The organism is Halomonas sp. ATBC28 (assembly GCF_005937175.1).
GTDB lineage: Bacteria > Pseudomonadota > Gammaproteobacteria > Pseudomonadales > Halomonadaceae > Vreelandella > Vreelandella titanicae.
Window position 1 is genome coordinate 68,605 of sequence record NZ_VCQL01000006.1, and the last position, 14,403, is coordinate 83,007.

A 14,403-nucleotide genomic window follows, 5' to 3' on the forward strand; every position below is an offset into this window, starting at 1 on the left:
TGTGAGGTAAGGGGCCATGACCCAATTGTCTACATTGTCGTCAAAAGAGCGGTCTTCAGAGACGCGTTCTTCATCTTCAGCGATGCAGGGGGAGGCTTTTAATGCCCCTGATGCCGCGCGCTTGACCCACCTCAAGCAATTAGAAGCCGAGTCTATCCATATCATCCGTGAAGTTGCCGCTGAGTTCGCCAACCCGGTGATGATGTACTCCATCGGTAAAGATTCGTCGGTAATGCTGCACTTGGCGCGCAAAGCTTTTTACCCCGGTACACCGCCATTCCCGCTGATGCACGTGGACACCACGTGGAAGTTTCGCGAAATGATCGAGTTCCGTAACCGCATGGCTGAAGAGGCGGGTATGGAACTGATCGTGCACACCAACGAAGAGGGGCGGGCAGCCAATATCAACCCGTTCGACCACGGCAGCGCCAAATACACCGATATCATGAAAACCCAGGCGCTCAAGCAGGCGCTGGATAAGTATGGGTTTGATGCGGCCTTTGGTGGCGCGCGTCGTGATGAAGAAGCCTCGCGTGCCAAAGAGCGCGTCTACTCGTTCCGCGATAAGTATCACCGTTGGGATCCCAAGAACCAGCGCCCTGAGCTTTGGAACGTATATAACGCCAAGGTCAATAAAGGTGAATCGATCCGCGTGTTCCCACTTTCTAACTGGACCGAGCTGGATATCTGGCAGTACATCTACTTAGAGTCGATTCCCATCGTGCCGCTCTACTACTCGGCCAAGCGGCCCATAGTCGAGCGCGACGGTATGCAAGTTATGGTCGATGACGACCGTATGCCGTTAGCACCTGGCGAAGTGCCGGAAATGAAGTCGGTACGGTTTCGAACGCTTGGCTGCTACCCGCTAACCGGCGCGGTGGAATCCGAAGCCGCGACGCTTCCGGAAATTATTCAAGAGATGCTGCTGACCCGAACCAGCGAGCGCAGTGGCCGTGCCATTGACCGCGACCAGGTGGGTTCGATGGAGAAGAAAAAGCGCGAGGGCTATTTTTAAATGAGGAAAGTCTGATGTCTCACCAATCTAATTTAATCGCCGATAATATCGAGCAGTACCTGCACGAGCACGAAAACAAAGACCTGCTGCGTTTTATCACCTGCGGTAGCGTAGACGACGGCAAATCGACGCTGATTGGCCGTCTGCTTCACGACTCGAAAATGATCTTTGAAGATCAACTGGCGGCGATCACTCAGGCTTCTAAAACCAGTGGTACTACTGGTGATACCGTTGATCTGGCGCTGTTGGTGGATGGGCTGCAGTCAGAGCGTGAGCAGGGCATTACCATCGATGTGGCGTACCGCTTTTTCTCTACCGATAAGCGCAAGTTTATTATCGCCGATACGCCTGGGCATGAGCAGTACACCCGCAATATGGCCACGGGGGCATCAACCGCCAGCCTGGCGATTATCCTGATCGATGCCCGCTACGGTGTGCAGACCCAGACTCGCCGCCATAGCTTTATTGCCGACCTGCTAGGTATTCAGCACCTGGTGATTGCGGTCAATAAGATGGATCTAGTGGACTTCTCCGAGCAGCGCTTTAACGAGATAGTCGATGAGTACCGAGCCTTTGCCACCAATCTGCAAGCACCTGACATTCGCTTTGTACCGATGTCGGCCCTGAATGGCGACAACGTGGTCAATCGCAGCGAACAAACGCCCTGGTATTTTAGCGATGCTTACCAGGGGGAAACACTGATCGAGCTATTAGAGAGTGTCGAGATTACCCGCGACCAGAACCTCAGCGATCTGCGTTTACCGGTTCAGTACGTTAACCGCCCGAACCTTGATTTTCGCGGTTACTGCGGCACCTTAGCCGCGGGTGTATTACGTCCTGGTCAAGCCGTTAAGGCACTTCCATCGGGTAAAACGTCGCGGGTTGCACGGATTGTCACTTTTGATGGTGACCTTGCGGCCGCTTATCCAGGTCAGGCGATCACTGTGACTCTGGAAGATGAAATCGATATCTCCCGTGGCGACTGGCTGGTGGCAGCGGATAGCGAACTGCCGCTCTCCAACACCTTTAAAGCCGATATTGTTTGGATGCAGGAAGAGGCGTTAACGCCAGGTAAGCTCTACGATTTCAAACTGGCGACCCGCGATCTTTCCGGTCAGATCAGTGCGATTGATTACCAAATCGACGTCAATACTCTGGAGAAGCATGCCACTCACTCGCTGGGGCTAAATGCTATTGCCCGCTGCGACGTGGAACTGACAGCTGCTATTCCCGTGGATGATTACCGCACCAGCCCCGGTACCGGTAGCTTTATCATCATTGATCGGCTGACCAACGTGACCGTAGGCGCCGGTATGATCCGCGGTACCGCCAGCGCCCCAGGCAATGCTTCAAACGCCACCGATTGGGCCGACTTTGAGCGTGACTTGAATGCCCTGGTGCGTAAGCATTTCCCTCACTGGGAAGCGAAAGATATCAGCGGTTTATTCAGCCGCTAACCGGCATAAGCTCCGGTCATGAGCCTCCTCACATCCGTGCGAGGAGTTCTCCTTATGTCATTGCGAGGAGCGAAGCGACGCGGCAAACTTGCTTTTGTCATTGCGAGCGCAGCGCGGCAATCTCAAAGTTAGTGCCATCGCCGGTATGAGATTGCTTCGTCGCAAGCTACTCGCAATGGCGGTAGGTGATTAGATTTACTCAGCATTAGGGAAAAACAGCTGCTGACCATCTACCTCAAAATCCGCAATCGCTTGCTGGCCCTGTTCAGAAACCAGCCACTCGTGCCACTGGGCGGCGAGGTCGTGCTTCAAATGCGGGTGTCGCTCTGCCGAGAGCAATAGGCTGCCATACTGATTGAATAGCGCTTCATCGCCCTCAAACAGCAAGGTAAGGTCTTGTGGGTTGTCAAAGGCGACCCAGGTGGCGCGATCGGTAAACGTATAGGCGTCCATGCCCGCGGCGGTATTCAACGTAGGGCCCATGCCGCTGCCCAGCTCGCGGTACCACTCGCCCTGTGGCGTGACCCCAGCATCTTCCCATAAGCGCAATTCCGCGCGGTTGGTGCCGCTATCGTCCCCGCGTGAGGCGAAGGGGGACTCGCTCTCGGCAATGCGCTGCATGGCATCTGTAACGGTTTCGCTATCACTAATGCCTGCAGGGTCATCGCTCGGGCCAACAATCACGAAATCGTTGTACATTACATTCAAGCGTTCTGTGGCGTAGCCATCGGCCACAAACTTTTCTTCACCTGCGGTGTCGTGAACCAGCAGGCTATCCGCATCGCCACGGCGACCAATTTCAAATGCCTGGCCGGTGCCCACGGCGACCACGTGCACATCAATCCCGGTCTCTTCGCTGAATGCGGGGATGATGGCGTCAAACAGGCCAGAGTTTTCGGTAGAGGTCGTGGAGGCCAGGGTAATGTAGTCATCGGCCGCCATCAGCGTAGCGCTGAAGGTCAGCCCTAGGGTGCCAGCGGTGATAAGTGCGGTAGTTTTGTTCATTTTTGCTCCTTGATCGCTTTTCATGAATCGTTTTACTTCAATCCTAGGGCTCACTCATATTGGAGCTACCAGACCAACTCGCCGCGAATAAACGCCCCCGCCTCAGGTGAGGTGGGGGCGGTAAAAAAGTCGCGGGCAGGGGTGTGTTCAAGTAGTTCGCCGTTGTGCAAAAACACCACGTCATTGGCTAAGCGATGTGCTTGGTGCAAGTCGTGAGTGGTCATAACGATACGTGTACCGCTGTGATGAAACTCCAGTACGGCATCTTCAACGGCCTTGATGGCGGCGGGGTCGAGCGCCGAGGTGGGTTCGTCTAAAAACAGAACTTGGGGATTGAGCAGCCAGGCCCGTGCCAACGCTAAACGCTGCTGCTCGCCACCGGAAAGCACCCGCGCAGGCCGTTTGGCTAGGTGTGCTAAGCCAAACTTCTCAAGGGCACTCATCGCCTGGGTTTTTCGAGGTAACGCTTTCAGTTCTGGTCGCGCCACTTTATTGATGGCTAGCACATAGGTCAGGTTATCCAGCGCTGAGCGGCGTAACAGCACAGGGCGTTGGAAAACCATGGCTTGCGCGGGCTGAACCCCTTGCCAGCGAACCGAACCGCTGGAGGGCGTTAGTAGGCCGTGAGCTAGACGCATTAATAGGCTTTTGCCCGCACCGTTCGGCCCCATTATTAGCGTTCGCTGGCAGCCTGCAAGGCGCATCGATGTGGGACTAAGCAGGGTATGGCCGCGATGGATAAAGCTCACGCTGTCGAGCTCAAGGGTGGCGACGGGGGGCGTATGATGTGCGTTCATCCCAGCCGCCTTTTCGCCGTTTCGCCGATTATGTGGGCAATCGCGTTAATCATGGTGACCAGGGCGAGCAGAATGATCCCTAAGCCAAGGGCCATAGGCAGGTTGCCCTTGCTGGTTTCCAACACAATGCTGGTGGTCATCACGCGGGTGACGCCGTCGATGTTCCCGCCCACAATCATCACTGCGCCCACTTCGGCGCTGGCGCGGCCAAAGCCTGCCAGGATCACCGTTAACAGCCCAAAGCGTGCGTCCCATAGCAGGGTGGGGATCATGCGTAGGCGCGTTAGCCCCAGTGAGTTCAACTGCTCGTCATACTCTCCGTGAAGCGCTTCAACCTGCTGGCGGGTGAGGGCGGCAATAATGGGTAGTACCAGAATCACTTGGGCTATCACCATCGCTGTTGGCGTAAACAGCAGCCCCCATTCACCCAGTGGGCCTGCGCGCGAAAGCAGTAGGTAGACACAAAGCCCTGCCACGACTGGCGGTAAGCCCATCAAGGCATTGAGGGCGACAATCACGACGTTACGTCCAGGAAAGCGCCATAGCGCCAGAGCAGCGCCTAAGGGCAGGGCTATCAGGCTGGCAATCAATACCGCCATCAGCGATACCTGCAGCGAGAGCATCACGATGGAGATTAGCGCGCTATCCATACTCAGGATCAGGGTGAGAGCAGTACTAAAAGCATTATCACTGGTGAGCATTGAGCGTCGGTTTCACTTTTGTATGAAGAGCTGTTGTAGGAAAACTGTTATCTGAGAATTGGCATGATGTATCGAAAAATGACTTAATGCACTGCGTCCTGAAATTTATGCAGTCATATGCAGTTAAAATACAAAAGAGGTTTGCATTTTACCCAGCGAGGCTACCTTGCGATGTCTGAACCACATACTTACCTGACCACCGCAGAAGTCGCTGACTATTTGCGTTTAAAAGAGCGCAAGGTGTATGACTTGGTGCGCCAAGGCCAGATTCCCTGTAGTCGGGTAACGGGAAAGTTGCTGTTTCCCCGCCAACAGATCGATTTATGGGTGCTGAACCATTTAGAAGGCGATCAGGCGCAGCGTTTATCAGTGCCGCTAGTAGCAGCCGGTAGCCAGGATCCACTGTTGGAGTGGGCTATTCGGGAAAGCGGCTCTGATTTGGCGATGCTCTGCCAAGGCAGTGGCGACGGCGTGCGGCGGTTGCTTGACGGCAAGGCGATGTTGGCGGGCATTCATCTGCTGGATGCTTCTACTCAGCGCTATAACGAACCCAGCGCGCTCGGCTTAAGCGGCATGCGTGATCTGTTGATAGTGCACTGGGCAAAGCGCCGCCAAGGGCTGCTTTTACCCGCTGGCAACCCGATGAGCATCTCTGGGCTAAATGATTTAAAACGGCCCGGGATCCGCGTGGCGCATCGCCAGCCCGACGCTGGAGCAGCACGGTTGCTGCACTGTTTGCTACAACAAGCAGGCATTGAAAGCTCGGCGATCAACTGGGCGCCCCATGCCTCCTTAAGTGAAGATGATTTGGCGCTTAGCATTGGGCAGGGTGAGGCAGATGTTGGGCTGGGGGTTGAAGCCGCCGCCCATCGCCAGCACCTTGGCTTCGTTACACTTTGCGATGAGCCGTTTGATTTAATTATGCAGCGGCGCAGTTATTTCGAACCTTCAATACAGCGCCTGTTGGCGTTTGCTCATCAAGCGCGTTTTGCCGAGAGGGCAACACAGTTAGGAGGTTATGATATTGCTGAACTAGGAAGGATTGTGCATAACGCCTAGCGCGCTATTCGCTAATCTGCGGCGTCAGTAGAAGAGCTTGACCCTGATTCAATATACGCCACACTAGTGGGGCGTTACTAACGCAAATCATCACGAAAAGGAGAGCATGATGAAACAAGCACTAAACGGTAAGCGTGTTGCTATTTTAGCGGCAGCTGGTTTTGAAGAGTCTGAGCTGAGCGTACCGCGCGCCGCCTTACAGAAAGAGGGTGTTGAGGTTCATGTGGTCACCCCCGACGGTAAAGGAGTCCGCGCTTGGGCGGAAACCGACTGGGGCGACACCTATGAAGCCGATAAAGCCCTTGCTGATGCCAGTGAGTCTGACTACCACGCCTTGGTACTGCCGGGTGGTTTATTCAACCCCGATGAACTGCGCATTAACGACGATGCCTTGAGTTTTGTAAAAGGGTTTTTCCAGGCAGGTAAGCCTGTTGCTGCTATTTGCCATGCGCCGTGGATTTTAATTAATGCGGGCGTGGTTGAAGGCCGCCGCATGACCTCGGTACACAGCGTCGCGCAAGATTTACGCAATGCCGGCGTTGAGTGGGTCGATGAGCCAGTTGTTGTGGACAGCGGTCTTGTGACCAGCCGTACGCCGAAGGACTTGGATGCCTTTAACGCCAAGTTACTCGAAGAGCTGCAGGAAGGGCGTCACTCCGGTCAACACGCTTGATGAGCGTATTGCGTCAGTGGACAAGCTTTATCAAAAGGCTTGTCCACGTTATTGCCAAACCTATCAAAGGAGACAGTAGCCGCGGCGGAATGGTGGTTCATCCTTACCGCGGCTATGGTTCCCAACGTGAAGTTTTTGTCATGGGCCGGGTGTTTCGCCAAGCCGCACTAGGTCGAGCCATTCCTCGCCATGGCATGCTACGCGATACTGCGGACGTGGCACGGCGCGTTTTACGCCGGGGGCTGGCCGATGCGCAGGTAGAAATTCACATCGGCGAAAATAAGCTCTGCGTCGGCACGGATCGAGATGGCTATTTCGACGTCCACTTACCGATTAGTCACACCCTGCCCATTGATGTCTCCTGGCACCGCGCCGATATTTTAGTGCATTGCTCGGGGCAGACGCCGGTACGTACTCACGTAGAAGTTTATGTACCTCCGTCAGAGGCGGATTTGCTGATCATCAGTGATATTGATGACACCGTTATGTTTACCGGGGTGGCGGAAAAGCTCAAAATGCTTTATCGCTTATTTGTTAAAAAGCCTCATCGCCGCACCGCTTTCCCTGGGGTTGCGCCGCTTTATCAAGCTTTACATCGTGGCGTTAGTGAACGCGCTGAGCGGCCCATTTTGTATGTATCCCGTGGCCCTTGGGCGATATACGAAATGCTCGAAACCTTTTTTCAGATCAACCGCATCCCCGTTGGGCCGATTATTTTTTTACGCGAATGGGGCGTCTCTTTACGCAAGCCCTGGCCGCGCCGCGCAGAAGAGCATAAGCGCGAACTGATCGACCGTATGTTGACGCTTTATAAAGATATGCCGTGTATTCTCATTGGCGACAGCGGTCAGCACGATCCAGAAGTATATATTGAAATCGTGAAAGCCTACCCGGATCGTATTAAAGCGATTTACATTCGTCGAGTGGATAAAAACCCCAAGCGCGAGCAGGCGATCCAGCGGTTGCGGGATGAGTTAGTCGGCACCCAGTGTGATTTAGTGCTTGCCGCGGATAGCGTGCTAATTGCCGAACACGCCCACGCCCAGGGTGATATCTCCGCCCATGGCTTAGCGGCAGTACAGCGCGAAGTGGAAGAGCATCGCAACGATCCCGTATAACGCTGTTGCCAAGTCAGTCCCCATGGTAAAAGTACGCTGCGAAAGAAGTGTGTTTAACGACGGTTGTTTGTAGATAGGGACTGCCATGGTTGTTGTGCTGATCATTTTTGCGCTGGCGGTATTTGTGCTCCCCAATGTTTGGGCCAAGTGGGTGCTTAAACGCCATACCCGCGGTCGTGACGATTACCCGGGCACGGGTGCAGAGCTTGCCGATCATTTGCTGCGCCGACTAGGCATTGAGGGCGCAAGCGTTGAGCGCACTGAGTTCGGTGACCATTATGACCCTGAAACCCGCTGCGTACGTCTTTCACCAGATAACTACGATGGGCGTTCGCTAACGGCCGTCACGGTGGCTGCCCATGAAGTAGGGCACGCCATTCAGCATCACCAGGGTTACGCGCCGCTACTGGCGCGTAGCCGCTTAGTCGGCGTTGCCCAAAAAGCTGAGAAACTCGGCGCTGTGCTGATGATGGCTGCGCCTTTTCTGTTTTTATTGACGCGTCTGCCGGGTGGTTTGGCCATTGTAATTGCCATGGCGGTGATCAGCTTTGGCACCGCGGCGCTGGTGCATTTTGTGACCCTGCCAGTTGAGTTTGATGCCAGCTTTAACCGGGCGCTGCCGCTCTTGAAAGAGTACGTCCCGCCTTACGATATGCCCGGTGCCCGGCACGTACTCACCGCCTGCGCGTTTACCTACGTCGCCGCCTCGCTCGCCAGCGTGATGAACCTAGGCCGCTGGTTGGTGATTTTGCGGCGCTAAGTTTGAAAGCAGGCAGCTTCTATTCTGGCTTGTTGGCGATAATCACCGCCCGCCGCGGTGCAGGGTAGCCTTCAATGGTGCGGGTGCGGTCTTCAGGGTCGAGAAAATCGGCCAACGATTGGTAGGTCATCCACTCGGTTGAGCGTTGCTCATCTAACGTGGTAACCGCTTCATCGACCACGCGCACATTGGTAAAGCCGCAGCGCTCCAGCCAGTGGCAGAGAGCTTGAGAAGAGGGTAGGAAGTAGACGTTGGGCATGGCGGCGTAACGTTCGCCGGGCACAAATACGGTCTGCTCGTCGCCTTCGACTACCAATGTTTCCAGTACCAGCTCGCCGCCCGGCGCCAACGCGGCTTTTAGCTGCTGAAGATGTTCCAATGGGGCAGGGCGATGGTAGAGCACGCCCATGGAAAATACCGTATCGAAAAAGCCCAGATTCTCAGGCACATCTTCAATGCCCACGGGTAAAAACTGCGTTTTGCCGCCATCCGCATCACCCACAAAGTGGCGTACTGCCTGAAACTGCCAGTAGAAACGTGGCGAAGGGTCGATGATTAGCACAAAAGCAGCACCTGCCCCGGCCATCCGCCAAGCGTGGTAACCGCTGCCGCCACCCACATCGAGCACTTTGCGATATTTTAGCGGTGCCAGGTGTGGCGCCACTCTTTGCCACTTCCAGTCAGAGCGCCACTCGGTGTCGATATAAATGCCGCCTAGCTGAAAAGGGCCTTTACGCCATGGGGCAAGCTTTCTAAGCAGGTTAAAGCATTGGCGCTGCTGGCTATCGCTAAGATCGAGATCAACGCTGACGGTGTCGCTGTTTAAATCCACGCGCCGCTCGGCGGGCAGCGCCGGAAGCTTGGCCACGGCTTTTTCCCAGGCGGATAAATCGCCGTGGCGGTTACGGTCAAGCCCGTGAGCTAACTGTTCGGGAAGCTTCGCTAGCCAGGGCGTTAGCGAGGCATCAAGCGTGGCTTGATCTAAAAACGCCTGATAAATTGCGCGATGATCGTCGGGTAGTGGTGCCACCTTTAACCCTCCTTAAACGCAATCAGCGAGGCAAAGTTAAGGTACTGGAACCAGGTCATCGAACGTGGAAAACCTGCTTGTTTCAAACGACCATGAAGTGCATCGAGGGTATCCGGCACCAGTACGTTCTCAAGAGCGGTGCGCTTCTGGCTGATTTCCAGATCACTGTAGCCATTGGCGCGCTTGAAATCGTGGTAGCGTTCTACCCGCCAGGCGTTGTCGCGCTCGTCGGCGTCGACGGTTTTCTCCGAGAGAATCAGCACGCCTCCGGGTTCCAGCGCTGCATAAAGCCGCGCCAGTAGCGCATCGCGGTCGGCGGCGGGTAGAAACTGTAGGGTAAAATTGAGAATGATCATGCCCGAAGGCGCATACTCAAGGGTACGAATGTCGGCTTCTTCGACCTGCATAGCGTACGCTGGGCACTCGTCAGCAAAGGTTTGCCGAGCCTGGGCGACCATGGCGGGCGATAGGTCAACGCCCGTATAGCGAAAGGCGTCAGGCGCCAGCGCCCCTGCCAGCGCAAGGCCGGAAGCGCCCAGCGAACAGCCTAGATCATAGACATGGGCGCCATGGCGCAGGTGGCGCTGGGCAATTAAGCTCAACATGCCAAGAATTTGCCCGTAGCCGGGTACCGATCGGCGGATCATGTCAGGAAAGCAGGCGACCACCTTTTCGTCGAAAGAGAACCGCGCGACTCGGTCAAGGGGTGTCGAAAAGATAGCGTCACGGTAAGATGCATCACTCATGGGCAAGCCGGGATCATGGAAAAGGCGTGCTAGTTTACGCGCCCTTAATTGACTAGAACAGGCCTGTCTAGCACAGACTCACATAGAACAGCCCTGTTTAAGGTTATTAACCTGTTTAATGAACCCCGCTGCAAGGATCGACGCCACTGGAGAAGCTAAATGGCCTCAGCATCAAGCGCTACACCCGATACGTTACCGGCATGGCAGACGTTAAAGCATCACGCTGAAACGCTGCAGCATGTCCACTTGAAAACGCTGTTTGGCACCGAGCCTTCCCGCTGGGAAAGCTTTACTCGCCAGGTGGCGGGCTTGACGCTAGATCTTTCCAAGCAGCGCTGGGATGATGATACCCTCGAACATCTGTTTACGCTGGCTAGTGAAGCGGGCGTACCCTCTGCTATTGAAGCGCTGTTGAGCGGTAAGCGAGTGAACGTCAGCGAAAACCGCCCGGCGTTACATACGGCTCTGCGTTTACCCGCTGATGCGACGCTGGAGGTTGAGGGTGAGGATATTGTCGCTGCCGTACACGAAAGCCTTGCTCAAATGGAGCGCTTGGTCAGTCGGCTGCACGCAGGGCAGTGGCGTGGTGCCACCGGCAAGCCGATTCGGCATGTGGTTAACCTGGGCGTAGGCGGTTCAGATCTGGGCCCGTTAATGGTTACCCATGCGTTGGCAGATTTTCGGCCCAAAGATATTCATCCGGTTGAGGTGCATTTTGCCTCCACCATGGATGGCTCCCAGCTAGCGGACTATCTGAGCCGGTTGAATCCTGAAACTACTATCTTTGTGTTGTCATCCAAGTCGTTCACCACCATTGATACACTTTCCAACGCTAACACCGCACGGGAGTGGTTACTTAGCCGCTTGACCCAGCATGGTGCGACGCCGATTAGCGCTGAGTTGGTGGTGCGTCAGCACTTTATTGGTGTGTCGGCGAGCCCTGAGAAAATGACCGAGTGGGGCATTGCGGAGGATCACCAGTTAACCTTTTGGGAGTGGGTCGGCGGGCGCTACTCGCTGTGGGGCACCATTGGCTTGCCGATTGCGCTGGTGGTGGGGATGGCGAATTTCCGCGAGTTTTTAGCCGGTGCGCACGCCATGGATCGCCATTTTGCTGAGGCAGAAATGGCGGAGAACCTGCCCGTGCTGCTGGCGTTAGCGGGAATCTGGAATGTCAACTTCCTGGATATCCGTGCGCACTCCATTCTGCCCTACGATGGGCGCTTGGAGTATTTCGCCGCCTATCTTGAACAGCTTGAGATGGAGTCCAACGGCAAGTCGGTTACCCGTCAAGGCCAGCCGATTAACTACTCCACCTGCCCTGTGCTCTGGGGGCAGCTTGGCCCCAACGCCCAGCACGCGTTTTATCAGCTATTACATCAGGGCACTCAACCGGTGGTGTGTGATTTTATCGCGCCGCTCAAGCGCTACGATGAGGTGGAAGACCCGGATACCCGCCGCCACCTTAAAACCCAGCACCGTCTGGCACTGGCCAACTGTTTTGCGCAGTCCCGCGTATTAATGCTTGGTGATGACGCTTTGGAAGACGACGGCCCACGGCCAGAGCACAAGCGTTATCGTGGTAACCAGCCCTCGACGACGGTGCTGCTTGACCAGCTCACCCCAGCGACCCTGGGTTCGCTTATCGCCCTTTACGAGCACAAAGTCTTTGTTCAGGCGGTGATTTGGGATATCAACCCGTTCGATCAGTGGGGCGTTGAGCTAGGCAAACAGATTGCCACTGATACCCAAAAGATTATCGACCATGAGGGAGATCTATCGCGGATGGATGTCTCTAGCCGTGGGTTGATTGAGGCGTTTTGGGCGGTGGAAAAGGAGTAAGCGAGTAAGTAAAGGCGCCCCTCTAAGTCTCATTGATGGGGTAGCCCTTTACCACCTTGCTCTTGATAAACATGGCTAGATATACAGCTTTTTGCTTTTCCGCTATCCTGTGCTTCTTTGCAAGCCGCCAATCACTCGTTTCAGCAATCAATATGGCTGCCAGTACGATTTTTCAGGGAACCGACGTTACATGACCCAGTTTGATGCCTCTCAGTACGGCGCGAGTTCCATCGAAGTCCTGTCGGGCCTCGAGCCGGTACGTAAGCGTCCCGGTATGTATACCGACACCACACGCCCCAACCACCTTGCTCAAGAAGTGATTGATAACAGCGTCGATGAAGCGCTAGCGGGCCACGCCACCATGATTAACGTCGTGCTGCATAGCGACGGCGGGATTGAGGTGCAGGATAATGGCCGTGGTATGCCCATCGACCTACACCCTGAACACGGTGTTTCGGGCGTTGAACTGATATTTACCAAATTGCACTCGGGTGGCAAATTCTCCTCCACTAGCTACCGCTTCTCCGGCGGCCTACACGGGGTAGGTGTCTCGGTGGTTAATGCGCTATCGCGCCGGTTGGATGTCGAAGTTACCCGGGATGGGGCACGCCATGCCATGGCCTTCGAGTTCGGTGAGAAAGTCGAAGAGTTGCATGAAATTGGTAAAGCCCCCAAGCGGGCAAGTGGCACTTTGGTGCGTTTCTGGCCGGATGAGAGCTACTTCGATAGCCCCAAGTTAGCGCTAACCCGGTTGAAACACCTGCTGCGTGCCAAAGCGGTGCTGTGTCCCGGCTTGAAAGTCACGCTGGTAGAACCTGACGGCACTTCCACAGAGTGGGAGTTCGCCGATGGTTTGCGCGACTACTTAGTTGAAGCCACCGATGGTTATGAAGTACTGCCCAAGGAGCCTTTTGTAGGCCACTTCAATGACGACGAGCACGGTGTCGATTGGGCGATTCAATGGCTACCAGAAGGCGGCGAAGCGCTGCTGGAGAGCTACGTTAACCTTATTCCCACCCCTCAGGGCGGTACCCATGTAAACGGCTTTCGTTCCGGGCTGCTGGACGCGCTGCGGGAATTCTGCGAATACCGCAACTTGTTGCCCCGCGGCATCAAACTCACCGCTGATGACCTTTGGGAGCGCACCTCCTTTGTGCTCTCAGTGAAGATGCTCGACCCGCAGTTTGCCGGGCAAACCAAAGAGCGGCTGTCATCGCGCACGATTGCCGGTTTTGTTTCCGGCGTGGTTAAAGATGCTTTCTCGCTATGGCTGAACCACCATGTGGATCAAGCCGAAGCGATTGCCGAGCTGGTCATCAGCGCGGCGCAAAATCGCCAGAAAAAAGCCAAAAAAGTCGCCCGTAAAAAGGTCACGTCCGGCCCGGCCTTGCCCGGTAAGCTAGCGGACTGCTCCGGCCAAGACCCTGCCCAGAGTGAGCTGTTTTTGGTCGAAGGGGACTCCGCTGGCGGCAGTGCCAAGCAGGCGCGTAACCGCGAGACCCAGGCGATACTGCCCCTGCGCGGTAAGATCCTGAATACCTGGGAAGTGGAAACCCACGATATCTACGGTTCCCAGGAGGTGCACGATATCGCCGTCGCCATTGGCGCTGACCCCGGCAGCGCTGATCTGGAAAAGCTGCGCTATCACAAGATCTGTATTCTCGCCGATGCCGACTCTGATGGCTTGCACATTGCCACGCTGCTCTGCGCGCTGTTTGTGCGCCACTTCCCGAGCCTGGTCGATGCCGGCCACGTCTATGTGGCGATGCCGCCCCTCTACCGGATTGATCTGGGCAAAGAAGTGCACTACGCCCTGGATGAGAGCGAAAAAGCCGCCATTCTCAAGCAACTGGCCAGTAAGCGCGGCACGCCTAATGTGCAGCGTTTCAAGGGCCTGGGTGAGATGAGCCCGCTGCAACTGCGTGAAACCACCATGTCGACGGAGACTCGGCGACTGGTACAACTGACGTTGACCGTCGGCGACGGCACCATGGAAATGATGGATATGCTGCTGGCCAAGAAGCGTGCCGGTGATCGCAAAAAATGGCTGGAAGATTACGGCAATCTTGCCGATATCGAAGTGTAGGTAAAAGCAGACAAGCGTTAACAAGCCGTTGTTACAGTAACGCGTACTTTAGCCGATAGTTGAATGTAGAGCTTACATACTAAAAAGACGTAATAAACGTACATTCATATATAA

13 protein-coding genes are annotated in these 14,403 nt (G+C 55.4%); 8 read left to right on the plus strand and 5 right to left on the minus strand.

What is annotated here, in order from left to right:
* Positions 1-82 precede the first annotated feature (82 nt).
* The gene (gene cysD, locus E0L35_RS08315; protein ID WP_138800101.1) at positions 83-1,015 is read left to right on the plus strand and encodes a sulfate adenylyltransferase subunit CysD; all 933 of its coding nucleotides are present in this window, start codon (positions 83-85) and stop codon (positions 1,013-1,015) included.
* 14 nt (positions 1,016-1,029) lie between these two features.
* Positions 1,030-2,472, plus strand: coding sequence for a sulfate adenylyltransferase subunit CysN (gene cysN, locus E0L35_RS08320; RefSeq protein WP_009287724.1), 1,443 nt, complete (start codon positions 1,030-1,032; stop codon positions 2,470-2,472).
* Positions 2,473-2,667: 195 nt separating this feature from the next.
* Here cysN and E0L35_RS08325 read toward each other — a convergent pair whose 3' ends face one another.
* From E0L35_RS08325 to E0L35_RS08335, 3 genes are all read right to left on the minus strand, one after another.
* Positions 2,668-3,477: a substrate-binding domain-containing protein gene (locus E0L35_RS08325; protein ID WP_027959028.1), complete on the minus strand. Its 810-nt coding sequence runs from the start codon at positions 3,475-3,477 to the stop codon at positions 2,668-2,670.
* A gap of 65 nt (positions 3,478-3,542) precedes the next feature.
* Complete coding sequence (locus tag E0L35_RS08330) at positions 3,543-4,274, minus strand: ATP-binding cassette domain-containing protein (RefSeq protein ID WP_039859750.1); 732 nt, start codon at positions 4,272-4,274, stop codon at positions 3,543-3,545.
* Positions 4,271-4,975, minus strand: coding sequence for an ABC transporter permease (locus tag E0L35_RS08335; protein WP_138800038.1), 705 nt, complete (start codon positions 4,973-4,975; stop codon positions 4,271-4,273). Before E0L35_RS08335 ends, E0L35_RS08330 begins: the two co-directional genes overlap by 4 nt.
* 171 nt (positions 4,976-5,146) lie before the next feature.
* Here E0L35_RS08335 and E0L35_RS08340 point away from each other — a divergent pair, with 171 nt between their 5' ends.
* The 4 genes from E0L35_RS08340 (at position 5,147) to E0L35_RS08355 (ending at position 8,585) form a co-directional block, all read left to right on the plus strand.
* Positions 5,147-6,034, plus strand: coding sequence for a helix-turn-helix transcriptional regulator (locus E0L35_RS08340; protein WP_027959030.1), 888 nt, complete (start codon positions 5,147-5,149; stop codon positions 6,032-6,034).
* Between the two features lie 109 nt (positions 6,035-6,143).
* Positions 6,144-6,707 carry a type 1 glutamine amidotransferase domain-containing protein gene (locus E0L35_RS08345; protein WP_022524012.1) on the plus strand — a complete coding sequence of 188 codons (564 nt, stop codon included), beginning with the start codon at positions 6,144-6,146 and terminating at the stop codon, positions 6,705-6,707.
* Between the two features lie 89 nt (positions 6,708-6,796).
* A complete protein-coding gene (locus E0L35_RS08350) occupies positions 6,797-7,825 on the plus strand; it encodes a phosphatase domain-containing protein (protein ID WP_249362109.1) in 1,029 nt (342 codons plus the stop codon).
* Positions 7,826-7,910: 85 nt separating this feature from the next.
* Positions 7,911-8,585 (plus strand): zinc metallopeptidase, encoded by a 675-nt coding sequence (locus E0L35_RS08355; protein WP_041158012.1) that lies wholly within the window; start codon positions 7,911-7,913, stop codon positions 8,583-8,585.
* Positions 8,586-8,604: 19 nt separating this feature from the next.
* Here the strand turns inward: E0L35_RS08355 and cmoB are convergent, their stop codons facing one another.
* Both cmoB and cmoA read right to left on the minus strand, forming a co-directional pair.
* Positions 8,605-9,615: a tRNA 5-methoxyuridine(34)/uridine 5-oxyacetic acid(34) synthase CmoB gene (cmoB, locus tag E0L35_RS08360; protein WP_138800040.1), complete on the minus strand. Its 1,011-nt coding sequence runs from the start codon at positions 9,613-9,615 to the stop codon at positions 8,605-8,607.
* Positions 9,616-9,617: 2 nt separating this feature from the next.
* Positions 9,618-10,361 (minus strand): carboxy-S-adenosyl-L-methionine synthase CmoA, encoded by a 744-nt coding sequence (gene cmoA, locus E0L35_RS08365; RefSeq protein ID WP_138800041.1) that lies wholly within the window; start codon positions 10,359-10,361, stop codon positions 9,618-9,620.
* Between the two features lie 159 nt (positions 10,362-10,520).
* On the opposite strand from cmoA, the gene pgi reads away from it, so the two are divergent.
* Positions 10,521-12,203, plus strand: a complete 1,683-nt coding sequence (gene pgi / locus E0L35_RS08370; RefSeq protein WP_138800042.1) for a glucose-6-phosphate isomerase — start codon at positions 10,521-10,523, stop codon at positions 12,201-12,203.
* Positions 12,204-12,393: 190 nt separating this feature from the next.
* Complete coding sequence (gene parE, locus E0L35_RS08375; RefSeq protein WP_022524004.1) at positions 12,394-14,289, plus strand: DNA topoisomerase IV subunit B; 1,896 nt, start codon at positions 12,394-12,396, stop codon at positions 14,287-14,289.
* Positions 14,290-14,403 lie beyond the last annotated feature (114 nt).

Bases quoted from the DNA above. Each gene is read 5' to 3' on its own strand.
- cysD (WP_138800101.1), top strand. From the start codon at position 83: ATGCAGGGGGAGGCTTTTAATGCCCCTGATGCCGCGCGCTTGACCCAC.
- cysN (WP_009287724.1), top strand. From the start codon at position 1,030: ATGTCTCACCAATCTAATTTAATCGCCGATAATATCGAGCAGTACCTG.
- E0L35_RS08325 (WP_027959028.1), bottom strand. From the start codon at position 3,477: ATGAACAAAACTACCGCACTTATCACCGCTGGCACCCTAGGGCTGACC.
- E0L35_RS08330 (WP_039859750.1), bottom strand. From the start codon at position 4,274: ATGAACGCACATCATACGCCCCCCGTCGCCACCCTTGAGCTCGACAGC.
- E0L35_RS08335 (WP_138800038.1), bottom strand. From the start codon at position 4,975: ATGCTCACCAGTGATAATGCTTTTAGTACTGCTCTCACCCTGATCCTG.
- E0L35_RS08340 (WP_027959030.1), top strand. From the start codon at position 5,147: ATGTCTGAACCACATACTTACCTGACCACCGCAGAAGTCGCTGACTAT.
- E0L35_RS08345 (WP_022524012.1), top strand. From the start codon at position 6,144: ATGAAACAAGCACTAAACGGTAAGCGTGTTGCTATTTTAGCGGCAGCT.
- E0L35_RS08350 (WP_249362109.1), top strand. From the start codon at position 6,797: ATGGTGGTTCATCCTTACCGCGGCTATGGTTCCCAACGTGAAGTTTTT.
- E0L35_RS08355 (WP_041158012.1), top strand. From the start codon at position 7,911: ATGGTTGTTGTGCTGATCATTTTTGCGCTGGCGGTATTTGTGCTCCCC.
- cmoA (WP_138800041.1), bottom strand. From the start codon at position 10,361: ATGAGTGATGCATCTTACCGTGACGCTATCTTTTCGACACCCCTTGAC.
- pgi (WP_138800042.1), top strand. From the start codon at position 10,521: ATGGCCTCAGCATCAAGCGCTACACCCGATACGTTACCGGCATGGCAG.
- parE (WP_022524004.1), top strand. From the start codon at position 12,394: ATGACCCAGTTTGATGCCTCTCAGTACGGCGCGAGTTCCATCGAAGTC.